Raw genomic sequence first — 23,228 nt, forward strand, 5'->3', positions numbered from 1 at the left:
GACGGCAGCGACGGCAGCGACGGCAGAGACGGCTGTCACGGCCGTGACGGCGCACCGGCGGGAGGCCCGGACCCGGGAGAGGCCCTCACCGGCTTCGAACCCGGGTCCGTGAGGGCCTGAACCACCGTCCGACGTCCGGCCGGGGCCGCCGTGGTCGCGGCCCGTCTGAGGCTCCGTACCGTGGAGTGGACCCCCGGGTGCTCCCGTGCCCGCTCCCGAACCACCGAGGTCCTGATGATCGCGTCGCTCCGACGCACCCGCACCACCCGCTCCCGACCCGTCGGGCGGGCTCGCGCCGGCGTGGCCGTGGTCGCTGCCCTGTCCCTCGGGCTCGCCGCCTGCGGTGACGACGGCGGTGACGACGGCGGTGACGACGGCGAGGAGGAGATCGAAGCTCCCGCCGACGATGGCACGGTCGAAGACGACGCCACCGAGGACGAGGTCACCGAAGGCGAGGACCTCGAACAGCCGGAAGCTGCTGGCTTCGAGACCCTCACCGACGGCGAGGTCGTCCCCGGCATCACCATGGATGCCCCGGTCGACGATGACGCGTTCCAGGCCCAGCCGACCCCCACCGGTTCGGCCTACGTCGGCTCGCTCGACGACCAGAACGGCGCCGTGACGGTCAACGTCGAGTTCGACGGCCAGAGCGTCGACGAGCTGCTCGCCGGCATCGACACCCTGGTCGAGGCCGGGCAGGCCGAGGTCAGCTCCGAACCTGAACCCATCGAGATCGAGGGAGCCGAGGAAGCGTCGCGCGTGGAGCTGACCGCTCCCGGCGGCGAGGCCACGGCCACCGGCATCTTCGCGACGGTCGACGGCAACGCCATCTCGATCGCCGTCGAGGTCCTCGCCGACTCCGACGTCGACGTGGACGCCATCATCGACTCCATCGTGATCGACCCCGACCGGCTCCAGGCCGAGGGCACGCTCGACCTCGAACAGACGCCGGCGCCGGCCGACCCCGACGACCCGTCCGAGGAAGCGACCACCGACGGCACCGAGGGTGACGCCGCCGACGACACCGACGACACCGACGACACCGACGACACCGAGGGCTGAGGCGGATCGAACTGGCCGCGCCTCGAACCGAGGACGCGAACGATCGCCGAGCGAACCAGGCCCCCGTCACCGGCTCACGTCGGGGCGGGGGTCTCCTCGCGGGCCCACACGCCGTCGGCCTCCTGCTGGAAACCGACGCTGCTGAGGTAGCGCGCGTGCTCCTCGGTCGGCGCCGTGGTGGTGACCCGGTTCACCCCGCGCGAGGTGAAGGCGTCCGACTCGATCCACAGGAACCGTCCGGGGCGCAGGTCGCGATGCGCGGGGACCACGTAGTCGAGGATCACGTGCGCGCCGTCGGCGTCCACCTCGGCCAGCACGGCACCGGCGGGGATGGCGTCGCGGAGGATCAGCAGCGCGAGCTCATCGCCCCGCACCCCGGGGAAGTCCGGCTGGAACCGGTGGACGTCGTCGAGGTGGAAGTCCACGAACCGTCGCAGGATCGGTGAGGTCGCGGGCACCTCGAAGACCTCGAAGTACTCCTCGCTGGCGCGCTCACGCAGCATGCGCGTCAGATGGAAGATGTGGATGAAGATGATCGCGCCGTTGGCGATCGCGATCGGGTACGCGTTGATGAGCAGCCCGTAGGTGGTGAACGAGATCGCGCCGAACAGCCCGATGATCCGCAACCGCAGGATCGAGCTCATCAGCAGGCTGATCACGATCAGCGCCGACGCGAGGTAACCGATCAGCTCGTAGACGGTGGTGGCCTCCACGGCGGTCCTCCGGGGCTGGTGGGATCAGCGGGGCAGGCGGCACGCGAGAGCCCCGGCGCGTGGCCGGGGCTCGCGGTGGTGCGGGGTGCCGGCTCGTTCAGGCGACGTAGTCGGCGAGGTCACCCATCAGGGCGGACTTGGCCTTGGCACCCACGATGCGCTTCTCGGGCTGGCCGCCCTTGAAGACCAGCAGCGTCGGGATCGACATCACGCCGTACTCGCGGGCGGTGTTCGGGTTCTCGTCCACGTTGAGCTTGAGGACCTTGATCTTGTCGCCGTTCTCGTCGGCGATCTCGTCCACGATGGGACCGACCATCCGGCACGGGCCACACCACTCGGCCCAGAAGTCGACCAGGACCGGCTTGTCGGATTCGAGGACCTCGTTGGTCCAGTCGGCGTCGGTGACGGGCGTTGCGCCCATGCGGTGCTCCTCGTTCAGGTGGGTCGGGACGGGGGTCAGGATGGGAGGTTCGTCGCGGGGTGAACGCGAGGGTGGTGGACCGTATTCCGGTCCAGCGGCGGCGGCAGGTGGCCGTGCGGGCCGGGTCTGGCTCCGTCCCGTGGTCGCTCAGCGACGGGCGCCCCGCGACGGCTGCTCAGCGCGGGTCGTCGGGCGCGACGGCGGTGTTCTCGGCCAGCCACCGTTCGGCGTCGATCGCGGCGCGGCACCCGGTGCCGGCGGCCGTGATGGCCTGACGGTACTCGTGGTCCATCACGTCGCCGCTGGCGAACACGCCGGGGACGTTGGTCCGTGTGGAGGGCTGCTCGACCAGCAGGTAGCCCTCGTCGTCGGTGTCGAGCACGCCCTCGAACAGGGAGGTGTTGGGGATGTGGCCGATGGCCAGGAACAGGCCCTGGCAGGCGAAGTCCCGGGTGTCGCCGCTGGTGGTGTCGCGCAGCGTCAACGAGGCGACCTGCCCGTCGGCGCCGTGGATCTCGGTCACCTCGGCGTTCCAGATGAACTCGATCCGCTCGTTCTTGAACGCCCGTTCCTGCATGATCTTGGACGCGCGGAGCGACTCGCGGCGGTGGATGACCGACACCTTCGAGGCGAACTTGGTCAGGAACATCGCCTCCTCCATCGCCGAGTCACCCCCGCCGATGATCACCACGTGCTTCTCCTTGAAGAAGAAGCCGTCGCAGGTGGCACACGCGGAGACACCCGAGCCCCACAGCTCGGCCTCGCCGGGGACCTCGAGCCGGCGGGGCTTGGCACCGGTCGCGATGATGATCGACCGGGCCGTGATGGTGGTCCCGGACGCGGTGGTGAGGGTCTTGAGCGCCCCCGACAGGTCCACGGAGGTCACGTCCTCGGTGATGAAGCTGGTCCCGAAGCGTTCGGCCTGGGCGCGCATGCCCATGATCAGTTCGGTCCCGGTGATGCCGTCGGGGAAGCCGGGGAAGTTCTCGACGTCGGTGGTCAGCGTCAGCTGCCCGCCGGTCGGCCCCCCCTCGAAGACGCCCTCGATCAGCAACGGTTCGAGGTTGCCGCGGGCGGCGTAGACGGCGGCGGTCAATCCGGCGGGGCCGGAGCCGATGATGACGACGTCGTGCACACGGTCGGTGACGTCCACGGCGGGTTCCTCGGGAGTGTCGGGCGGGGGGCGCGGTCGAGCCGCGGGCAGGGTAACGAGACCACCTCCACGGACATTCCCGTCGGTCCCCCGGCGGCCGGTCCGAGGGTCGAGCCGGCACGTGGGCCTGACCGGGCACCTACCCTCGGAGGATGGATGCCTTCCCCTGCTCCCGTCACCCCGACACCGAGACGCGTCTGCGCTGCTCGGCGTGCGAGACCGCGATCTGCCCGGACTGCTGGGTCGAGGCACCCGTCGGCTACCAGTGCCCCGGGTGCGCCGGATCGCGTGGCGCCGCCAGCGAGGCCGCGGCGCAGGCGGCTGGTCAGCGGACCCGCCGGCTCCCGGGGATGGCATCCAGCGGTACCGATGGCGCGGCCAGCTCCAGCCGGTCCGCGGAGGGACCGTCCGCGACGATCATCGCTCGCGCCGTGGCCGTCGGGGTGTTCGCCGCCGCGGTCGGGGGGCTGCTGCTCGGCCCGATCCTGCAGCAGGGGACCCTGTTCCTGCTCAGCTCCGGGGCCATCGGGTGGGGCGTGGCCCGTGCCGTGTTCTGGGGTGCCGAGGAGGTGTCGACGCCGCTCATCCGGGCGCTTGCCATGGCCTTCGCCGGCGCGACCGCAGCGGTGGGTCTGGTCGCAGCGGGTCGCCCCGAGATCGGGATGCTGCTGCTGGCGTGGCCCGCCGCGATGTACGGCGGCTGGATCGTGGTCCGCCGCCGCTGATCACTCGGTCCGGTCTCCGAGACCGCCGCCCGCCCCCGAAGGGCGCACGGGCGGGCCGCGCCGCTCAACGCTGGCCGAAGTAGCGCACGTCGCAGCTGTCGCGCGCCAGGACCCACACCTCGCGGCGCGCCACCTCGCCGTCGGCGTCGAGGCCGACCAGGCCGAAGGCGATCGCCGGTTCGCCGTCGAAGGTCACCAGCTCGGCCGTCACCGGGATGGCGAGGTCGCCGGTCGCGAGCAGGGTGTCGAGGCAGCGGGCGACGTCGGCGCGACCAGCGTCGTCCACCTCGGGGCCGACCCGAAGCTCGGCGCCTGCTCGCGCGGTGTCCGAGAAGGCCTCCTCCGCGGGCGCCTCCTCGAGCTGAGCGTCCTCGTCCGAGGCTTCGTCGTCCTCCGGGGTCGCGAACGGCGATGCGTCCCCTCCCGCGCCGAGCCCGCCGCCGAGCGCGAGCGCCCAGTCGATGCCGAGCATCGCGGCGTCCTCCGGCGTCAGCCCGCGCGACGCGACGCTCTCGAGCTCGGGGGACGCCAGCAGCTCGTCGGCCGTCCCCGGGTCGAGCTCGCGGTCACCCCCGGTGAGGACGGGTCCGGCGAGCAGCGCGGACGCGGTGCCGGCGGCGCTGTCGTCGCTCTCGGCCATCATCGTGTCGGCGCCGCTGTCCATCGCCGCCTCACCGGAGTCGTCGCCGCTGAAGGTGAGGTTCGGGACCACGATCGCGGCGGCGATCACGGCGGCGGCGACCCCGCCGGCTGCGGTCAGCCAGGTGCGTCGTGGGGACCGACGACGACGTTCGGCCAGCTCGTCTCCCGGCACCGGACCGGTCGCACCGGCACCGCCGAGTTCGTCGTCGAAGGTCGCACCGAGCGTCGTCAGGAGCCGTTGCCGTGCTCCGTCCGGCAGCGCGCTCGGCGTCAGTGCGGACAGAGCGGCGTCCGCGCGTCGCATCGCGTCCAGCTCGGCGCGCAGCCGGGGGTCAGCGGCGAGGTCGGCCTCGAGGGCGCGACGCTCGTCCGCTGACAGCTCCTCCGCCAGGTAGGCGGCGAGGCGCTCCGACGACGACACAGTGGCTCCGAGATCTGGTGGGGTGGTGCTGCGGGGCGGGGGGGCCGGGGGGGGGGGGGGGGGGGGTGGGGGCGGGGGGGGGGGGGGGGGGGCGGGGGGGCCGCGGGGGGGGCGGGGGGGCGGGGGGGGGCCGTGGGGGTGGGACGTCCTGGACCGGTCGACGGTTGCGTCCGCACCTGTCCGTCCCCGTCCGCCGGGGTCAGGTGCCGGCGAGCGGCGGACCACGCGGCGAGGGGCCGCGCCCCGCATCGAGGCCGCCGTGGTCGGTGTCCGCGGTGGGACCGGACGGGCGTGGACCGTCCGCGTCCACGTCGGCGAGCAGCTCACCGAGCCGGACGCGTGCGCGGCTGACGCGGGACTTGACCGTGCCGACGGCGAGGTCGCTGGCGGCCGCGGCCTCGGCGTAGGACAGCCCCTCGACCGCGACCAGCAGCAGCAGGGTCCGCGAGGTGTCGTCGAGCTGGGCGAGGGCGGTAGCCACGTCACCTGCGGTCTCGGCGGCGGCGTGGTGGTCCTCGGTGGCCGCGTCGAAACCGGCGACGTCGGCCACGTCGGCGACGGGCGTGGCCGGCCGGCGAGCTTCGTGGCGGACCCGGTCGGTGGCGACGTTGCGCGCCACCGCGTAGAGCCACGTCGACAGCTTGGCGTCGCCGCGGAAGGTCGCCGCCGACCGGGCCAGGCGGACGAAGACCTCCTGGGTGGCGTCCTCGGCGTCGGCGACGTCGCCGTTGAGCGTCCGCAGGCACACGGCGAACACCCGCCGTTGGAAGCGGTCGACGAGCGCCGTGAACGCGTCCTCCCGCGGTCCACGCGGCAGCGAGGCGTCGACGTAGCGGGCGAGCAACTCCTCGTCGGTGCGAGCGGTGTCCCCGCTCACCTCGCCTGCTCCCACGCCCGGCACCGCATCAGGGCCCGAGGAAGGTGACCTCGGCCACCTCGGCGTTGAAGTTCTCGGACCCGGAGGTGGACAGCCCGGTGATCCACACCAGCCAGTACCGACCGCTGGTGGGCGACAGCTGGAAGGTCTGGTTCGCACGGATATCGGTCGCCGAGGCCAACGGGGGGCCCCACGGTTGGAGGTTGCCGAAGCCGGGGTCGACGTACTCCTGGCTGCGGAAGATGGACACGTCGATCCCGCCACGGTTCGCGTTCAGGACCACGTCGCGGACCTCGGTGGACTCGCCGAGATCGAAGGTCAAGCCGATCCCGTCGCGCCCGTCACCGCGGAAGTCGCCGTCCCGGTCGATGGTCCGCCACGAGGTGGTCGGGTCGCCATCCGCCGCCGCAGCGACCTGATCGGGGTTGTCGTCGTTGCGCCCGACCGGGTCCCACAGCTGGACCTCCGCTACTTCGATGGGGGTCCCGGTCGGCGTGGCGGGCGCCTCCTGACTGCGCAGGTTCTGGGTCGCCACGACGGCGATCAAGGTGAGCACCAGACCACCGACGAACGCACCGACCAGCCGCCGGGCGTACTCGCTGCGCGTGGTCGGGATGGGGCCCGACAGCGGGCGCTGCTCCGGCTCACGTGGCAGGGCGTCGAGCTCGGACGACTCGCGCACCTCGGCGACCAGCCGCGCGGTCAGCTCGGAGGGCTTGACGGGCACCTGCGGCGCCAGCGCGGCCGCCATGACGGTGCCGTCGCTGAAGCGGGCGGTCCGGTCGTTGCGCGTGGCCCGGACGATCGCATCGTCGAGCAGGCGTGGGACGTCGGCGCGCACCTGGCGGGGTGGCAGCAGCTCGTGGGTCAACCGCATGGCCGCCGTGGCGGTGGGGGTGTCGCCGGCGAAGGCCGGGCGACCCGTCAGGCACTCGTAGAGGACGACCCCGAGCGCGTACACGTCGGCCCGGGCGTCGACCCGGCCCTCCTCGAGCTGCTCCGGGGCGACGTACGCGGCGGTGCCGACCACGGTGCCGGGCGTGGTCAGCGTGGCATCGCTGTCGAGCGCCTTGGCGATCCCGAAGTCCGTCACCTTCACGGTGCCGTCGGCGTCGATGAGGATGTTGGCCGGCTTCACGTCGCGGTGGACGAGACCGCGGGCGTGCGCTTCACCGAGCGCGGCGGCCACCTGCTCACCGATGGCGGCGACCACCGTGGGCTCGAGCTGACCGCGGTCCCGCAGGACCTGGCGGAGCGACGGCCCATCGACGTGCTCCATGACGAGGTAGACCAGCTGGTCCTCGCGTCCGGTGTCGTAGATGCGTACGGCGTTGGGGTGGTTGATCTGCGCCGCCGCCACCGATTCGCGCTCGAACCGTTCGACGACCACCTCGTCGTTGGCGTGGTGGGGGTGCAGCAGCTTGATGGCCACCGTGCGGGCCAGCGTCTCGTCGAACGCCCGCCAGACGACCGCGGCGCCACCCGAGGCGATGCGTTCCTCGAGCTGGTAGCGCTCACCGAGCCTGGCGCGCCCGGGCCAGGGCATCTCCCCGCAGGAGTCACCCGCGGGGGGAGGGTCCGGCGGGCCGGGGAGCGGGCCGGTCACGCCGAGGATGGTCGACGCCTCGTCGCTGCCGGGGACCGGCGTCGGCTGCTCGTCGTCCGGGATGGCAGGCGGTCGCCGCGCACCCGCGGGAGCGTTCGCACCATCCGATCGGGGGATCTCGGCCACGTCAGCGGGTGTCGAGGGCAGCGCGCCCCGTCGCCTCACGGACGCCGAGCTCCTCGGTGGCTGCGAGCTGGTGGACCAGCAGCGTCGTGGCGCGGCGGGTCAGCGTCACCGTCAGATCCTCCCCGTCGATCGAGATGTCCGTCACCTGCGAGCGGTGGGTCTCAGCGGCCGTGGCGGCAGCCTCCGACGTCGCGTCGAGCGAGCCGTCCGAGGAACGGTAGGCGTCCCGAGCAGCTCGTGCGACCTGACGCGATGCATCGTCGACGGCGAAGGAGGTCACGCCGATGGCGATCAGCTCGTAGCCGGCGACGGCGAGCACGACCAGCACGACCAGGGTCTGGACGAGAGCGCCGCCGACCTGGCTCGCTGACCGGGAACCCCGTGCCCGAGCTGCGTTCACGACCTCGACCTTCCGACCCACGGGGCCGCCCCCGGGGCCGGCCCGGTGGCCCCACCGGGCCGACCTCGCCGGGCCGACCTCGCCGGGCCGACCGTCCCGTGCGGAGCCGCCGGCGCGGGAGTGTCGCACCTCCCGGGCCGCTGGCGGCTCACCACCGCACGTCGACTCACTTCACCAGCTCGAGCTGTCGTCTCCGCGGTCGCCGGCGAAGCAACCCGGCCAGCAGCAGCACCACCACGAGCAGCGCGATCGAGGTGAGCGCGAACCCGGAGATGGCCGTCGATCGCACCGACAGCGTGGTCCGATCGAGCTCGATGCGCCCGGAGGGATCGGTGACCCGCACGCTGACCGAGAACGTGCCGGTCGACAGGGCGCGGGTCTCGAACGTCACCGTCTGGGTCGTGCCCTCCTCGAGCACCAGCGTCTCCGACCGGCGGCCCTCCGGCCAGGCCAGGCGGCCCTGCGAGGTGACCTCCACCTGCACGGCGAGCGGACCGCCCTCGCCGCGCTGGAGGGTCACGGGGATGGTCCCGGTGTCCGAGGTCAGCGTCACCTGCGATCCGCTGGCGATGTCCACCTCCGACAGGGTGCGGTCGATGGCGGTGTTCACGTCGACGACCAACGCGTCCGCCTCACCGGAACCGGCGGGGAACCACCGTGAGGTCGAGCGCAGCAGCTGATCGCGGAGCTCGGCGGGTTCGCGGCCGCCGAGCTGCGGCTCCTGGCCGCGGGCTGCGGCCGCTGCCGCGAGGTCACCGATGGCCGAGGACAGGCGTTCGGCCTGCGCTGCGCTCAGGGTCGGCGCGGTCGGTGCGGCGAGCGTGGCCCGGTCGACCTGACCGACCAGCGTGGCGACCGACGTGGCGTCGCGCAGGTCCAGCCACGTCGCGTCGGCCAGGCCGCTGAGCAGCTGGCCGGCGAGCTCCGCCGTCGGCGCCCAGCCTTCCGGTGGGTGGATCGACAGCGCCCGGTCCTGGCTGCCGGGCGACTCGAAGAACACCATCGCGGTCTCGGCGAGCACCCGCTGGGCGGTGAGGATCGACCCGTCGCGGACCGGCCGGTCGAGCAGCGCGGTGACGTACGGGTCACCGACGAGGAGCCGGAGCGGACGGCCCGACGCCGACCTCACCTCGCGTACCGGCTGCGGCAGCGTCGGGTTCGCCGCGGTGTCGGGCCCCTCCACCGCGGCGTAGGGGACGAGCGCGACCTCGGCGGGGATGAGGTCGAGCACCTCGGGCGACGTGCTCGCTGGCAGCAGGAAGCTGCTCTGGTCCGGTGCGCGCTCCACGAGCTGTTGGAGCCGCCGGCGTCCGGTGGTCGCCAGCTCCCCGGCCAGGTCGCGCACCGCCTGGTCACCGGTCAGGGCGGTCAGGTCCGCGTCCGCGTACGGCCGCGCGATCGGTGCGAACGGCAGGTCCGCGACGACCGCGCGGATGCGCTGCAGCACGTCGTTGGCCCGTCGGGACGCCGCAGCCTCGGGTTCGACGTCGCGGGATTCGAGCGCACCTCCGTCCAGCCGCTCGGTGCGGACGAACCCGTCGGCGCGGTCCCGTAGGTCCTCGAGCAGGTGGGCCGATGGCGCGACGGTCGCACCGGCGGTCGGGAAGCGCTCGAGCGAGCGGAGCACCGCATCGAGCCGCCCGCCAGGGCGGAGCGAGGCGTCGACGTCGGCCGGGTACGCCGGTCCTGGACCTCGCCACGGCGGGGTGTCGAGCGGCCACAGCGCCGTGGTGAGCAGCGGCTGCTGCGGTAGCTCGCTGAGCCAGATCGCGGCGGTCAGCGTCTCGGCGAGCACCTCGGTCCCGCGTTGGACCGCGATCCGCACGGGGTGCACCCCACCGTCGGCCGCCCAGTCCACGTCCGTCGGCGGGATGCGGACCTCGACGCCGGTCAGCTCACCCGCCTCGAGGCGATCGTCGGGCCGGATCTCGACCGGGTGGACCGATGGCAGGCTGCTCGGGCCCTCGTCGCCGTCGAGCGCCGATCGCAGCCCACCGCGCGAACCGACGGCGGGGTGGACCTCGACGATCAGCTGGAGCTGGTCGAGCGGGTCGCCACCGGTGTGCTCGATGAGGGCACGGACGACGAGCTCCTCGGGAGCGTCGGGCCCCTCGATGGGCGGTGCGTCCTCGGACGGCGACGTGGGTGGACGCAGCGAGCCGGGGCCGATCACACCGGTGAAGCCGGACACCGTGAGGCTGACCTGGCCCGGCTCCTGCTGCGCCGCGGCATCCGGTGCAGGCATCGCGACCAGGGGGAGGACGAGCGCGATGGCGAGGACCGCGGAGCGCCACCGCGGACCCCGCCACGGGGTCGACGGGGACGAGCTCACCGCTCCGACCGCACGTCCACCGGAGAGACGACCGGGAGCTCGACGGTCCCCTCGCGGCTGGCCTTGCTGGCCTTCTCCACGAGCTTGCGCTCGTTGCGGTGCGCGAGCCGGACCACCGCCACGTCGATCGGGACCCACTCGACGTGCTCGGCCTCGTCGTCGCGTGGTCCCGCCGGCTGGCCGTCCCACCACATCAGGAAGTAGTGGACGAACTTGTGGTACCGGACCTCGTCCGGCCGCCACACGAACCAGTAGTCGATGGTGCCGAGCAACGGGCCGACCTCGGCACCGTGGCCGGTCTCCTCACGCACCTCGCGGAGGGCCGCCTCCTGCTCGGTCTCGCCGTCCTCGATGCCGCCCTTCGGCAGCGTCCACTGGGGCCGGCCGGCGGCGTTGCGGCGAGCGATGAGCAGGACCCAACGTCGACCGTCGTCGCGGTCGTCGCACACGACCCCACCCGCGGAGGTCGCGCGTCGCGTCGGGTACCTGGGCATGCAACGAGCGTACCCACGGCACCTGCTCGCGCGACGGGCGCGCGCCCCGGCTCGTAGGCTCGCACACCTCCGGGCGAACGACGAGGAGCGGGGACGTGCGTGGCGTGGTCCAGCGGGTGTCGTCGGGCGCGGTCAGCTCGATCCCGGTGGCCGGGGGTGACCCGGTCGAGACCGGTCGGATCGGCCGGGGAGTGGTGCTCCTGGTCGGCGTGACCGCGGGCGACGACGTCGCCGCGGCCTCGAAGCTGGCCGAGAAGGTGTGGCACCTACGCATCTTCGAGGACGAGTCGGGGGCGATGAACCGCAGCTGCGCCGATGTCGCCGGTGGTGTGCTCGTCGTGAGCCAGTTCACCCTCTACGGGGACACACGCAAGGGGCGCCGACCGTCGTTCGTCGCCGCGGCCCGTCCCGAGCACGCCGAGCCGCTCGTCGACGCCGTCGTCGACCGGTTGCGTGAGCTCGGGGCGCAGGTCGCCACGGGCGTGTTCCGCACCCACATGGCGGTGTCGTTGGTCAACGACGGGCCGGTCACGCTGCTGATCGAGGTCTGAACCGCTCAAGCAGCACCCGTCGGTGGTCGATGGGTCCGGTGGATGGGTGTTCGGTCGACCGTCACCTGAGCGCCCGGACGCGTAGCTTCGACACCGCAGCGCGCGTCCGCCCCGTACCTGCCATCGTCACCGGAGCAGCCGTGGAATCCGTCGACCACTACCTCCAGCACCTCGTGGACGTCGGGGGGTCCGACCTGCACCTGAAGGCCGGCGGTCCCGCCTACGTCCGCATCGACGGTGACCTGAAGCCTGTCTCGTCGCTGCCGTCGGTGTCACCGACCGACACCGAACGGTTCGCGCACGAGATGATGGCCGACCGCTCCATCAAGGAGTTCGAGGAGCGCCAGGAGGCTGACTTCGCCTACTCCATCCCCGGGGTCGGCCGCTTCCGCGTCAACGCGTTCCGCCAGCGCGGCTCCGCGGGGCTCGTCTGCCGACGCGTGCTGCCGGGCACCCAGGACTTCGCTGCGCTCGGCATGCCGCCGGCCGTGCGGGCCCTGGCCGAGGAGCACCGAGGGTTGGTGCTCGTCACCGGCCCGACGGGTTCCGGCAAGACCACCACGACGGCGGCCATGATCAGCCACATCAACGCCACCCGCCGCTGCCACATCGTCACCCTCGAGGACCCGATCGAGGTGACCCACCGCGACGACAACGCGATCATCGATCAACGCGAGGTCGGCGTGGACACCGCCGACTTCGCCTCCGGTCTGAAGGCGGTCTCCCGCCAGGACCCGGACGTGATCTTCATCGGCGAGATGCGCGACCTCGAGACCGTCGGTGCGGCCCTCCAGGCCGCCGAGACCGGCCACTTCGTGCTGTCGACCCTGCACACCACCGACGCGCGCGAGACCGTCAACCGCATCGTCGACATGTTCCCGAAGGAACAGCAGAACCAGGCCCGCATCTCGCTCGCGAACTCCCTCAAGGGCATCGTCTGTCAGCGCCTCGTCCCGCGGGCGACCGGCGACGGTCGCGTCGCGGTCGTCGAGACGATGGTGATGACGACCCGCATCTTCGAGTTCATCACCGACCCGCACCAGCTGCCCCTCATCGAGGACGCGATCGCCGAGGGCGGCTACTACGGGATGCAGACCTTCGACCAGCACCTGCTGCACCTGTACTCGACCGGCGAGGTGACGCTCAAGGACGCCCTCGCGGCCGCGACCAACCCGCACGACTTCCGGGTCTCCTTGCGTGCCGCCGGGCTCGCGACCGCCTGACCCCGTTCACCACGACGGTGTCCATCGACCCGCATCGTGTCACCTGAGCGCGCCACCGTCGCGTCAGCTGCTCACCACAGCTGCCCTGGCGTGACCGTGCGTCGCTGCCGCGACACGATGTCGGGGAGGTAGGGGTCCGCGGCCGCCACGACCAACTCGGCGTGGAGCTGACGGCCGGCGTCCTCACCGAGGTCGAGCACCGTCAGGTCGCCACCCGGACCGGCCACGTGCGCGGTCAGCGTCGCCAGGCCGAGGCGGCGCTGGAACGGGCTCGCCCTGCGCGTCACGCCCTGGACCTTCACCAGCGGCGCCAGTCCGGTCGTCACCGACAGCGCACCGCTGCGGCCGGCGAGCACCCGGTCGGTGCGGCCGTGCGCGAGCTGGCCGTACTCGACGAGGCCGAGCCCGGCGGCGATCAGCGGCAGCACGATGCCGAGCGCCCGCAGCTCACCGACCAGCCCGGGGAACGCCAGCAGCGCGATCGTCGGGACCAGCGAGGCGCGGACCCACCGGAAGACCGCTCGACGGCGGGCGCCGGTCGGGTGCGAACGCAGCATCGGGACCCCGGCGACACCGGGTAGAAGCTGCGAGATGAGCCCGTCCACCTCGGTGTCACGCACGAGGGGGATGGTCACGCGGTCGTCGTCGCCTCCTCCGGCGGAGTGCACGCGGATCGCGGCGTACCCGAACCCGCGGCGTACCCAGTTGCGCTGCACCTCGACCAGTTGCACACGGGCCAACGGGATGACCGAGTCGCGGGTCGACAGCAGGCCACGCGAGACGTGGAGGTCGTCGCCCACGCGCCGCATGGTCCAGTCCCAGTCCCGGAGCACGCCGACGGCCGTGGCCGACACCACCGAGGCGGGGATCAGCAGCACGATGATGCCGACGATGCCGAGGGCGAGGATGCGCCGCCCCAGAGTCTCGGGGTCGAGCGACCCACCGCCGAGCTCGGACGCGTCCCCGAGGAACTGCAGCGACGCCGCGAGGACGGCCGGCAACACCAGCAGCCGGCTGCCGGAGACGGCCGCCAACACGATGCGGCCGAGCGTCATGCTGACGACCTCGCGTCCGTCGCGCGGTTCGGTCGTGTCCGCCGTTCCCACGCCGCTGACCGCGCCACCCGGCGTGGCGGCTGCGGCACCGGTCACCGCGTCCTTGCCGGCGCGGAGCGCCTCCCGGAGGGTGACGGCGTCGCGTTCCGGGATGACCCGCAGCTCGACCTCTGCCTCGCCGCTGCCACCCGCGGTCTCGACGCGCAACGTGGCGAGGCCGAGGACGCGGGCGACGAGGGACCGATCGACCTCGACCTGCTGGATCCGCGCGACGTCGAGGGCTCGGTGGTTGCGTGACAGCACCCCCTCGTCGACGCGCAGCACCTCGCCGTCGAAGCTGAACCGGAACCGCTGCCAGGCGAGCAGACGCCCGATGCCGCCGACGAGGAGGATGACGGCCACCACGACGACCGCGAACCGCGGGCCTGGTCCGGCGCCCGCACCGATCAGGGCGGGGAACACCAGGCCCTGGATCAGCTGACGGAGCGGGACGCCGAGCACGATCGACGCCGGGTGGAGCGATCGTGGGGCCGAGAACCCGGCATCCGACACCGGGGGCCAGGCGCGTGCCGGACCGTCGGGCTCGGGCCACGGAGGCTCAGACGGCATCCTGGACCCCATCGACGCGACCACCGACCGCGGCGGCGGCCCGCGCCAGCAGGACCCGCCGCACGCCCGGCGCCTGGTCGGCGGCGATACCCGGCAACGTGACGCTGCCCGATGCCGACGCCGAGGTGACCTGGAGCGACGCGAGCCCGAGGAGCCGGTCGACCGGGCCCTGGTTCACGTCGATCTGCTGGATGCGGAAGTACGGCAGCGCTTCCGCCTGCCGCACGACGACCCCGCGGTCGAGCTCCACCGCCAGGTCGGTCAACCGCCAGCGCCACCGGTCGTACCGGGCTCGCGGGTACCAGAGCACGAACGCCACGCTGAGAGGAACGATGAGCACGGCGACAGCCACACCCACCCGGCCGAGGAGCACCACGCCGATGGCGCTCAGCACCGCGGCCGGGACGAGCAGCCCGATGGCTCCGCTGACACGCCACACCGTCACCACCCGAGGGTCGAGCGGTCGGTCGCGAGCGTCGAGCTCGGGCAGCGGGGCGGACCGGTGGCCCGACGGCCCACCGGGCGGCTCCGCCGCAGGACCCGGGGGCGCGGGCGGCGGGGGCGCGGATGGCGCGGAGGCGGGGTCGTCCGGCGATGGCGGCGGTGGTGGTGGTGGTGGTGGTGCAGGGGACGAGGTGGCGGGTCGCGGCGGGACAACCGTGCCGCGGTCACCGGTCACCGCCCACGCGGGCGGGGTGGGTGGCGGCGGACCGGGCACGCTGGGCGGCGTCGGTTCGTCCGGTGCGGTCAACAGGCGGTCCTCGTCCAGCGGGGCTCGGTGCGCCCCGATCACCGGGCTCACGATCGTCGGACCCCAGCGGTCCGGACGCTACCGACCGCGCACCTCCGCCCGCACCGCTTCGCCACGCTTCCCCTCCCGAGGAGACCCCTTGAGCGCCCAGTCGACCCGCCCCGACGACGCCCCGGCCCGGCCCGGCGACGCACACAGCGGTGACTCGTCCGGCGTCGCGCGCTCCGATCGTCCGCGAGCTGGGCAGCCCGCGGACCTCGGCAACGCCCCGGAGCCGCGGTCGTCCGAGCCGCACCGGGTCGTGGTGATCGGCGGCGGGTTCGGCGGCCTGAACGCCGTCCGTGAGCTCGCCCGTGCCGCCGACGACCACGACCTCGAGGTCACCCTCGTCGACAAGCGCAACCCCCACACCTTCCAGCCGCTGCTCTACCAGGTCGCCACCGCGGGCCTCCAGCCGCACGACATCGGCATGACGCTCCGGTCCATCCGTGGGGTGCGCCGTCGTGGCCCCGACGGTCGCCCGAGCACCCAGATCCGCCTCGGCGAGGTCGTCGCGGTCGACGACGAGGCGGTCGTCCTCTCCGACGGCGCCCGGTTGCCCTACGACCACGTCATCGTCGCTGCCGGCGGGATCACCAACGACCTCGGTATCCCGGGGGTGGCCGAGCACGCCTTCGGGCTCAAGTCCCTCGCCGAGGCCACGCAGCTGCGCAACCACCTCCTGCGCCGGTTCGAGGCCGCGTCCTCCGACCCGGCCCACCTCGACGACGGCACCTTGACCTTCGTGGTCGCCGGCGGTGGACCGACCGGGGTCGAACTCGTGGGAGCGCTCGCCGAGCTGGTGGATCAGGTCCTGCGCGAGGATCACCCGACGCTCGACCGGTCGCACGTCAGGATCGTGCTGCTCGAGGTGACCGACCGGTTGCTGCCCGGCTTCTCGGACCGCTCGCACCGGGAAGCGGTCAAGAGCCTCGAAGCCCGCGGTGTCGACGTCCGGCTCGGGACCGGTGCCGACGAGGCCTCTCCCGACCAGGTCGTGCTCACCGACGGCGAGGTGCTGCCCGCCAGGACGCTGATCTGGGCGACCGGGATCGCCGGTGTCCCGCTCGGCGCCGAGCTCGGTGTCGAACCCGGCAAGGCCGGTCGGGTCCCCGTCGACAGCCACCTGCGGATCGCCCGGGACGACGGCCGCGTGTTCGTCATCGGCGACCTCGTCGGCGGCATCGGAGGCGGCGATCCGCTGCCACAGGTGGCGCCCGTCGCCATCCAGCAGGGCAAGTACGTCGCCAAGCTGATCGCGGGGCAGCTCGCGGGCGAGCCCGATCCGGGCCCGTTCCGCTACCGCGACAAGGGCAAGATGGCCACGATCGGCCGCACGGACGCCATCGTCGAGCTGCCGCTCGGCATCAAGTTCCACGGCTTCATCGCGTGGATCGCCTGGTTGCTGATGCACCTGCTGTGGCTCGTCGGCTTCCGCAACCGCGTGTCGGTGCTGCTCAGCTGGGCGTGGAACTACCTCACCTACGACCACGCGGCGCGGGTGCTCATCGACCAGCGCGAGGCCGAGGAGACCGACAGCTCGAAGGGTCGCGTGCGCCGCTCCTGGGCGGACCGGCAGGACGATGCGCCGCCCCCGCACGGCAACGCGGACTCCACCTGACGGGCGGGGCGGTTGGCCTCGCTAGCCTCGGCCGCCAGCTCCACCTCGCCACCTCGCCCCCTCGCCCCCTCGCACCGGACGTCCGATCGCCGACGCCCTGACCCCCGACCAGGCCGCTGCGCTCGGCGACCTCGTCGACGTGTACCCCGAGGCGCGTGAGCTCGGCGAACGCTTCGCGGCTGCGGGTCACGAGCTGCACCTGGTCGGTGGCACCGTCCGCGACACCCTGCTCGCCGCCGGTGACGTCACCCAGCTCGGCGAGGTGGACCTCGACTTCGCCACCTCGGCGCCGCCGGAGGAGACCGAACGGATCGTGCGGCCGTGGGCGAGCGCGGTGTGGCTCACTGGTGCGGAGTTCGGCACCGTCAGCTGCCAGCGTGAGGACGCCGGGTCCGACCAGCCGCCGAGGCGGATCGAGATCACCACCTTCCGCGCGGACTCCTACTCGCCCGGGTCGCGTCACCCCGAGGTGGTCTACGGCGACACCATCGAGGACGACCTCGCACGCCGCGACCTGACCGTCAACGCGATGGCCGTGCAGGTCCCCGACTTCCGGTTCGTCGACCCGTTCGGCGGCTTGCGTGATCTGCACGCCCGGACGCTGCGGACCCCGATCGACCCCCGCACCTCCTTCGGTGACGACCCGCTGCGCATGGTGCGGCTCGCCCGGTTCGCGTCGGTCCTCGCCGCCGAGGTGGACCCCGCGGCGCAGGCAGCGGCGACCGCCATGGCCGGTGAGCTCGCCACCGTGTCCGCCGAGCGGATCCGCGACGAGCTGGTCAAGCTCGTCTGCGGCGTGGCACCCCGCCGTGGGCTCGAACTGCTGGTGGCGACCGGCCTGTCGGCGCACGTGCTGCCCGAGCTCGACGAGCTGCGCGCCTGCCAGGACCCCCAGCACCGGCACAAGGACGTGTGGGCACACACGCTGGTGGTCCTCGAGCAGGCGATGGATCTCGAGCACCGGCTGTCGGAGGACGGTCCCGATCCGGTCCTGCGTCTGGCCGCGCTCCTCCACGACGTCGGCAAGCCCGACACGCGCGAGATCCACGGCGACCGCACCGTGACCTTCCACCACCACGACGTCGTCGGTGCCCGGATGACCCGGCACCGGCTGCGCGAGCTGCGGTTCGACAAGGACACGGTCAAGGACGTCAGCGAGCTGGTGCGTCTGCACCTGCGCTTCCACACCTTCGCGACCGGCTGGACCGACGCGGCCGTGCGTCGCTACGTGCGCGATGCGGGCCACCTGCTCGATCGCCTGAACGCCCTGACGCGCGCGGACGTGACGACCGCCAACGCCCGCAAGGCCGCTCGCATCCAGCGCAACGTGGACCTGCTCGAGGAGCGCATCGCGGACCTGCGCGAGCAGGAGGAGCTCGGTTCGATGCGGCCGCCGATCGACGGCAACCGCATCATGGAGCACCTCGGGATCGCGCCCGGCCCCGCGGTCGGTCAGGCGTGGAAGCACCTGCTGGAGCTGCGCATCGACGAGGGGCCGATGGGCGAGGACGCCGCACTCGCCGAGCTCGACCGCTGGTGGGCCGAGCGCGAGGAAGCCGCCACCGACGGCGACGGTGTGGGCGGCGAGTGAGCCGTCCGCCGGGGGACGCGCTCCCATCGTCGTGGCGGTCACACGACGACCAGCCCGTCGCGGTGCCCGCGGTCCCCGGCGCCGGTGATCGTGCCTTCTACGTGGAGATCGGTGATTTCCAGGGCGGTGACTACCGCCGCAACGCCTTCGCTGCCGGGACCGCCGAGGAGGCGGCGGCGCTGATCTCCATCCTGGAGCTGCGCCGAGGAGCCCGCGTGCTCGACGTCGGCTGCGGCGACGCCCGGCACCTGCGGGCGCTCGCCGCGGACCCGGGGGTCGAGGGGGTCGGGATCGATGTGTCACCCGGGCTGGTCGATGCTGCGCGCGACGCCGCCGTCGCCGACGGGGTCGGTGTGGACGTGCGCGTCGGGGACGCGCGCACGCTGACCGCCGACCTCGGTGCCGAGATCGGCACCTTCGACGTCGCGTGGTCGCTGTGCCAGGGCGGGCTCGGCACCTCGCCCGCCACCGACCCGGCCGTGCTCGCCGGGCTGGCGGCGGCCGTGCGCCCGGGAGGCGCGGTCGCCGTCACGCTCTTCTCGGCGCTGTTCGCGGCGCGCCACCTCGCGCCCGGGGACGCGTTCGACCCGGTCCACCTCGTCCACCACCAGGTCAGCGAGGTGCACGGCCCCGACCACGCCCGGCAGCGGTTCGACCTGTGGACGGCGAGCTACACCGTCCGGGACGCGGTCCGGCTCTGCGGCGACGCGGGGCTCGAGGTGGTCGGTGTCCGTGGGGTCGAGCCCGGCGCGTACGGCCGCCGTGCCGGTGGCGAGGTGGGTATCGACGACCCGGAGCTGCTGGTCGTCGCGCGTCGACCCTGAGCGTCGGCGGTCGAACCGTTGGTCCGTGCGCTCACCGGTGCAGGCGGGTCCGCAGGTCCGGCCAGCGTCGCAGGACGATGCGGCGCACCGCGGCGATCGGCACCGGTCCCCAGCTCCGCGAGTCGGTCGACGCGCCCGGGTTGTCCCCGAGCACGACGACCCGGCCCCGCTCGCTGCTGGCGATCCGCTTGATCACGAGGTGGTCCGGGTCGTCGGGGTCGGCGACGACCACGACCCTGCCGGGCCGCACCCACGCGGGACGAGCCGGGACCGTCAGCAGCCGGTCCCCCCGCCAGAGCGTCGGTTCCATCGAGGCGCCCCGCACCTCGACGACGGAGCGGTTCACCGCCAGCGTGACGCCGTAGACCGCGGCCGCCAGGCCCAACCCGGCGAGCCACCGACCTCGTGCCACCTCGCCACCTCCGCCGGGCGCAGCGTCCACCTCGTGCGGACCCGTCGCGGACCGAACCTTACGCCCCCTGGCCGTTCGACCCGCCGTCCACGGACCCTCGTCGGACGGGCGGGGTGGCGTCGCGGTGGGCGTGACTACGCTCGAAGTGACCTTCCGCCAACGCGAGGAGCAACACGATGCGTATCTCGACCGCCCTGCGGGCACTGGACCCGCTGCGGCCCGTCACGACCGTCGACGCCCACTGCGACCTGATGTGCGGGGTCTACAACCCCGCGCAGGCCCGCATCGAGGCCGAATCGGTCCACGAGATCGCGACGAAGTACCAGGACTCGGACGACGAGACCTTCCGGGCCCGCTGCGTGATCATCAAGGAGGAGCGGGCCGAGCTGGTCAAGCACCACCTCTCGGTGCTGTGGACCGACTACTTCAAGCCGAACCACCTCGAGGAGTACCCCGACCTCCACGAGAAGTTCTGGCTCGCGATCAAGGCCGCTGGCGACGCCAAGAAGACGATGGACCCGTCGGCTGGCGCGGACCTGCTCGCCAAGATCGACGAGATCTCCGACATCTTCTGGGCCACCAAGGGCGGCAAGCCCGACTGGATGACCACGTAACACCCGCCGGGGACGACCCGTTCAACGACACGAGAGCCGCCGGTCGCGACCGGCGGCTCTCGCGTTGCCGATCCCCGTCAGTCCTCGCGGATGCCGGGGCGCTTGATCGACAGCGGCGGGACGAAGCTGGCGGCGACGAGGAGCACGCCGAACGCGAGCGGCACCGTCCCGCTGTCGGACCCGGCGCCGAGGTACTCGCTGAAGCCGTCCGGCTCGATGAGCAGGACGAGGCCGACGATCGCGAACAGCGCGCCGAGGATGCGCAGCCGACGCTCGGCGACCACGCCCGTCCCCGCGGCCACGATGACCAGCCCGAGGAGCAACCAGATCGCGGCGTAGAGCGGGGTGGCGGCTTCGGTCCCGATCTGGACGACGGGCTCGAACAGGCCGAGGTCCTCGAAGCCGGTCCGTGCCAGGGCGACCAGGCCCGCGACGATGAGCACGAGGCCCACGACCCAGGCGGCGATCTGCAGGACGTCGAACCGCATCCGCGGTGAGGTCCGGCTGCCGTCACCGCCACCGCGGTCACCGACCCGGATCAGCTCCGTCTTGTTCCGGCCCTCGCCCTGCGCGGCGGCCGCCGCGTTGGCGCGGGCTCGCGCCGGGGTCACGGTCGTCGGGTCCCGGGTCTCGTCGGCCACGTGGTGCTCCTCGTTGGGTGGTCAGCCTGTCACGTCCACACCCGAGGGGCGGGGCCGGCCGGCCGCGCGGTGCGCGGCGCATCGGGCCAGCCAACGAGACGCGGACGGCCCGGTCACGTCGGGGCCGTCCCGGGCGCGTCCAGGGCAGGTGGTTCGGAGACGCCGAGGCCGAGGTGGGCGGCGTGCCACGCGAGCACGTCCGCCCGCTCGTCGAGCAGCATCGCGACGGGCTTGCCGGCCCCGTGGCCCGCGGACACGTCGACCCGCAACAGCACCGGTGCGTCACCGGCCTGCGCCGCCTGGAGCGCCGCTGCGAACTTGTAGGAGTGCGCCGGCACGACCCGGTCGTCGGTGTCGCCGGTGGTGATCAGCGTCGCGGGGTAGGCCACCGGCAGCGACGCGAGCGCCCGGTGGTAGGGCGACAGGGCGTGCAGCACCGGGAACTGGTCCGGATCGTCGGGCGAGCCGTAGTCGCTGGTCCACGCCCACCCGATGGTGAAGCGGTGGAAGCGCAGCAGGTCGAGCACCCCCACCTCGGGCACGGCGCTGGCGAACCGGTCGGGCTCGGCCGTGATGCAGGTCCCGACGAGCAGTCCGCCGTTGGACCGTCCCTCCACGCCGAGGTGCCGCGGCGCCGACCACACCGCATCGACCGGCTCACCGGCGGTCGTCGTGGCGCGCAGGTGGCCGTCCCGGTCGTCGCCGGTGAGCCAGGCCGCGACCGCCAGCGCGTCGGCCTGCACCGCGGGACGGTTCGCCCCTCGACCCGCGTCGTGCCACGCGCGCCCGTACTCACCCCCACCGCGCAGGCAGGCGACGGCCAGCAGCCCGCCGGCGTCGATCCAGGCGCGCCAGGCGGGGCGGAACGCGGGCGTCACCGGGATGTCGAACCCGCCGTAGCCCCACAGCACGGTCGGGACGGCACCGGTCGGGGTGACGTCCTCACGGTGGACGAGGAAGACGGGGACGGCCACCTCGTGGCCAGCGTCGCGGTCGTCGGTGCCGCCCCCGTGGTGCACCAGCACCTGCTCGGTGACGATCGCGACCTCCGGCTCCGGGACGGCGGACGGGGTGACCAGCGTGGTGGCACGCGCGACGAGGTCGTGGTGCCAGAGCGCGTCCGAGGCGGCGAACGTCGTCACGCCGAGGTGGATGGCGGTGTCGGAGCGATCCCCCGTGACGGCGCTGACCGTGGTGGCCTTCGGCAGCTCGACGTCGTGCGACCAAGCGCCGGTGCGGGCGTCGTGCACCGCGAGCCGTGAGGTGGCGTGGCGCAGCGACGCCACGATCAACCAGGCCGGATCGTGCGGTCCGTCGCCACCGACGATCCGTGCCCACTCGAGGCGTTCGTCGGACTCAGCCACCAGCTCACGTCGACGCTGCCCGTCGGTGACGTCGATGGCGAGCACGCGACCCATCGGTGCGTCGAGGTCGGTCACCACCACCAGCTCGTCGTGGCCGTCCGGATCGGTCAGGACGCCGACGACGTCGTAGCGGGCATCACCCTCGTCGAGCAGCGGCACCACCTCGCCGACCGTCGCCTCGCCGTCATCGTCGTCGAGCGCGGCGACGTGGATGCGGTTGGTCGGGTCGGTGCCGCGCCAGACCGTGAGGACGAGCCAGCGGTCACCGTGCGCGACGTGCGGTTGGAACCCCCACTCGGGCTGGTCGGGGCGGGCGTGCACGACGGGGTCGTCGGTCGGGTCGGTCCCCACCGTGTGCTGCTGCAGCCGTTGGTCGGTGGTGCGCGCCGTCACCTCCTCGCCGGCCGGGGGGCGGTCGTAGGCGCCGTAGAGGAAGGCCTCGCCACCCGGGAGCCAGGCGGCGCCGGTGAACTTCGACCAGGGCACCACCTCGTCGTGTTCGGCCGCGTCACCTCCCTCGACGAGATCGAGCACCCGCCAGCTCACCCAGTCCGAACCGGCGTCGGAGCGGCCGTAGGCCACCCGATCGCCGCCATCGGTGACCGCCAAGTCCGCCAGCGAGGAGGTGCCGTCGTCGGACCACGTGGCGGGATCGAGCAGCAGCGACCACGCGTCCTCGGGGGGCAGCGCACCGGGGGAGGTCGCCGGTGCGGACCAGAGCGCGTCCTGGTCCTGGCGGCCGTCGTTGCGCAGCTGGAACCAGGTGACGCCGCGCCGCCACGGGACCCCGCGGCGTGGGACCGACACGGGCCAGGCTCCGGGACGGGGACCCGGACGCTACCGAGCGGCCGCACCTCGGCTGGGACGTGGCCTGCGGTGGTCGTTCGAACGGGTCGTTGGTCGGGGGTCCCGCGGGGACGGGTGACCCTGCGGGTGGAGAGGGAGTCCTTGCGAACCGATC

At 73.2% G+C, this 23,228-nt stretch carries 22 protein-coding genes; 8 read left to right on the top strand and 14 right to left on the bottom strand.

All coding sequences use genetic code 11. The annotated features are described in order from the left end of the window. The first annotated feature begins 234 nt into the window (after positions 1-234). Positions 235-1,062: a hypothetical protein gene (locus WEB03_RS16805; protein ID WP_368072072.1), complete on the top strand. Its 828-nt coding sequence runs from the start codon at positions 235-237 to the stop codon at positions 1,060-1,062. Positions 1,063-1,136: 74 nt separating this feature from the next. On the opposite strand, the gene WEB03_RS16810 is transcribed toward WEB03_RS16805, so the two are convergent. The 3 genes from WEB03_RS16810 to trxB all read right to left on the bottom strand — a co-directional run bounded on the left by WEB03_RS16810 (position 1,137) and on the right by trxB (position 3,349). Beyond that, the gene (locus WEB03_RS16810) at positions 1,137-1,775 is read right to left on the bottom strand and encodes a hypothetical protein (protein ID WP_368072073.1); all 639 of its coding nucleotides are present in this window, start codon (positions 1,773-1,775) and stop codon (positions 1,137-1,139) included. Between the two features lie 97 nt (positions 1,776-1,872). Then, positions 1,873-2,196, bottom strand: a complete 324-nt coding sequence (trxA, locus tag WEB03_RS16815) for a thioredoxin (RefSeq protein ID WP_368072074.1) — start codon at positions 2,194-2,196, stop codon at positions 1,873-1,875. A 175-nt stretch (positions 2,197-2,371) separates the two neighbouring features. Beyond that, positions 2,372-3,349 carry a thioredoxin-disulfide reductase gene (gene trxB, locus WEB03_RS16820; protein ID WP_368072075.1) on the bottom strand — a complete coding sequence of 326 codons (978 nt, stop codon included), beginning with the start codon at positions 3,347-3,349 and terminating at the stop codon, positions 2,372-2,374. Between the two features lie 152 nt (positions 3,350-3,501). On the opposite strand from trxB, the gene WEB03_RS16825 reads away from it, so the two are divergent. Next, the gene (locus tag WEB03_RS16825; RefSeq protein ID WP_368072076.1) at positions 3,502-4,074 is read left to right on the top strand and encodes a hypothetical protein; all 573 of its coding nucleotides are present in this window, start codon (positions 3,502-3,504) and stop codon (positions 4,072-4,074) included. A gap of 64 nt (positions 4,075-4,138) precedes the next feature. Here the strand turns inward: WEB03_RS16825 and WEB03_RS16830 are convergent, their stop codons facing one another. The 6 genes from WEB03_RS16830 to WEB03_RS16855 all read right to left on the bottom strand — a co-directional run bounded on the left by WEB03_RS16830 (position 4,139) and on the right by WEB03_RS16855 (position 10,972). Then, complete coding sequence (locus tag WEB03_RS16830) at positions 4,139-5,137, bottom strand: anti-sigma factor (RefSeq protein ID WP_368072077.1); 999 nt, start codon at positions 5,135-5,137, stop codon at positions 4,139-4,141. Positions 5,138-5,336: 199 nt separating this feature from the next. Further along, positions 5,337-6,014: an RNA polymerase sigma factor gene (locus WEB03_RS16835; protein ID WP_368072078.1), complete on the bottom strand. Its 678-nt coding sequence runs from the start codon at positions 6,012-6,014 to the stop codon at positions 5,337-5,339. 28 nt (positions 6,015-6,042) lie between these two features. Next, positions 6,043-7,785 (bottom strand): protein kinase, encoded by a 1,743-nt coding sequence (locus WEB03_RS16840; RefSeq protein ID WP_368072079.1) that lies wholly within the window; start codon positions 7,783-7,785, stop codon positions 6,043-6,045. After that, the gene (locus WEB03_RS16845; protein ID WP_368072080.1) at positions 7,748-8,146 is read right to left on the bottom strand and encodes a hypothetical protein; all 399 of its coding nucleotides are present in this window, start codon (positions 8,144-8,146) and stop codon (positions 7,748-7,750) included. Before WEB03_RS16845 ends, WEB03_RS16840 begins: the two co-directional genes overlap by 38 nt. A gap of 166 nt (positions 8,147-8,312) precedes the next feature. Next, on the bottom strand, positions 8,313-10,478 hold the full coding sequence (locus tag WEB03_RS16850; protein ID WP_368072081.1) for a DUF6049 family protein: 2,166 nt from the start codon (positions 10,476-10,478) through the stop codon (positions 8,313-8,315). After that, complete coding sequence (locus WEB03_RS16855) at positions 10,475-10,972, bottom strand: NUDIX hydrolase (protein WP_368072082.1); 498 nt, start codon at positions 10,970-10,972, stop codon at positions 10,475-10,477. The genes WEB03_RS16850 and WEB03_RS16855 overlap by 4 nt, the downstream gene beginning before the upstream one ends. A gap of 95 nt (positions 10,973-11,067) precedes the next feature. Here WEB03_RS16855 and dtd point away from each other — a divergent pair, with 95 nt between their 5' ends. Together dtd and WEB03_RS16865 are read left to right on the top strand one after the other, a co-directional pair. Beyond that, the gene (gene dtd, locus WEB03_RS16860; protein ID WP_368072083.1) at positions 11,068-11,523 is read left to right on the top strand and encodes a D-aminoacyl-tRNA deacylase; all 456 of its coding nucleotides are present in this window, start codon (positions 11,068-11,070) and stop codon (positions 11,521-11,523) included. 140 nt (positions 11,524-11,663) lie between these two features. Further along, positions 11,664-12,746: a type IV pilus twitching motility protein PilT gene (locus WEB03_RS16865; protein WP_368072084.1), complete on the top strand. Its 1,083-nt coding sequence runs from the start codon at positions 11,664-11,666 to the stop codon at positions 12,744-12,746. Between the two features lie 71 nt (positions 12,747-12,817). Here the strand turns inward: WEB03_RS16865 and WEB03_RS16870 are convergent, their stop codons facing one another. Together WEB03_RS16870 and WEB03_RS16875 are read right to left on the bottom strand one after the other, a co-directional pair. Further along, positions 12,818-14,410, bottom strand: a complete 1,593-nt coding sequence (locus tag WEB03_RS16870; RefSeq protein WP_368072085.1) for a PH domain-containing protein — start codon at positions 14,408-14,410, stop codon at positions 12,818-12,820. Continuing rightward, positions 14,400-14,849 carry a PH domain-containing protein gene (locus tag WEB03_RS16875; RefSeq protein WP_368072086.1) on the bottom strand — a complete coding sequence of 150 codons (450 nt, stop codon included), beginning with the start codon at positions 14,847-14,849 and terminating at the stop codon, positions 14,400-14,402. Before WEB03_RS16875 ends, WEB03_RS16870 begins: the two co-directional genes overlap by 11 nt. A 451-nt stretch (positions 14,850-15,300) precedes the next feature. Here WEB03_RS16875 and WEB03_RS16880 point away from each other — a divergent pair, with 451 nt between their 5' ends. The 3 genes from WEB03_RS16880 (at position 15,301) to WEB03_RS16890 (ending at position 19,236) form a co-directional block, all read left to right on the top strand. Then, a complete protein-coding gene (locus tag WEB03_RS16880) occupies positions 15,301-16,821 on the top strand; it encodes an NAD(P)/FAD-dependent oxidoreductase (protein WP_368072087.1) in 1,521 nt (506 codons plus the stop codon). A gap of 139 nt (positions 16,822-16,960) precedes the next feature. Next, the gene (locus tag WEB03_RS16885) at positions 16,961-18,412 is read left to right on the top strand and encodes a CCA tRNA nucleotidyltransferase (protein ID WP_368072088.1); all 1,452 of its coding nucleotides are present in this window, start codon (positions 16,961-16,963) and stop codon (positions 18,410-18,412) included. Then, complete coding sequence (locus WEB03_RS16890; RefSeq protein ID WP_368072089.1) at positions 18,409-19,236, top strand: class I SAM-dependent methyltransferase; 828 nt, start codon at positions 18,409-18,411, stop codon at positions 19,234-19,236. Before WEB03_RS16885 ends, WEB03_RS16890 begins: the two co-directional genes overlap by 4 nt. Positions 19,237-19,267: 31 nt before the next feature. Here the strand turns inward: WEB03_RS16890 and sodX are convergent, their stop codons facing one another. Further along, entirely contained in the window at positions 19,268-19,648 is a 381-nt protein-coding gene (sodX, locus tag WEB03_RS16895; RefSeq protein ID WP_368072090.1) for a nickel-type superoxide dismutase maturation protease, read from the bottom strand. Between the two features lie 176 nt (positions 19,649-19,824). Between sodX and sodN the strand changes: the two genes are divergently transcribed. Then, a complete protein-coding gene (gene sodN, locus WEB03_RS16900; protein ID WP_368072091.1) occupies positions 19,825-20,262 on the top strand; it encodes a superoxide dismutase, Ni in 438 nt (145 codons plus the stop codon). Positions 20,263-20,339: 77 nt separating this feature from the next. On the opposite strand, the gene WEB03_RS16905 is transcribed toward sodN, so the two are convergent. Further along, positions 20,340-20,903, bottom strand: a complete 564-nt coding sequence (locus WEB03_RS16905; RefSeq protein WP_368072092.1) for a hypothetical protein — start codon at positions 20,901-20,903, stop codon at positions 20,340-20,342. A 113-nt stretch (positions 20,904-21,016) separates the two neighbouring features. After that, positions 21,017-23,074, bottom strand: a complete 2,058-nt coding sequence (locus tag WEB03_RS16910; RefSeq protein WP_368072093.1) for a prolyl oligopeptidase family serine peptidase — start codon at positions 23,072-23,074, stop codon at positions 21,017-21,019. Positions 23,075-23,228: the final 154 nt, after the last annotated feature.

It is taken from the genome of Nitriliruptor sp. (assembly GCF_040882075.1).
In the GTDB taxonomy this organism is placed as follows: Bacteria; Actinomycetota; Nitriliruptoria; order Nitriliruptorales; family Nitriliruptoraceae; genus Nitriliruptor.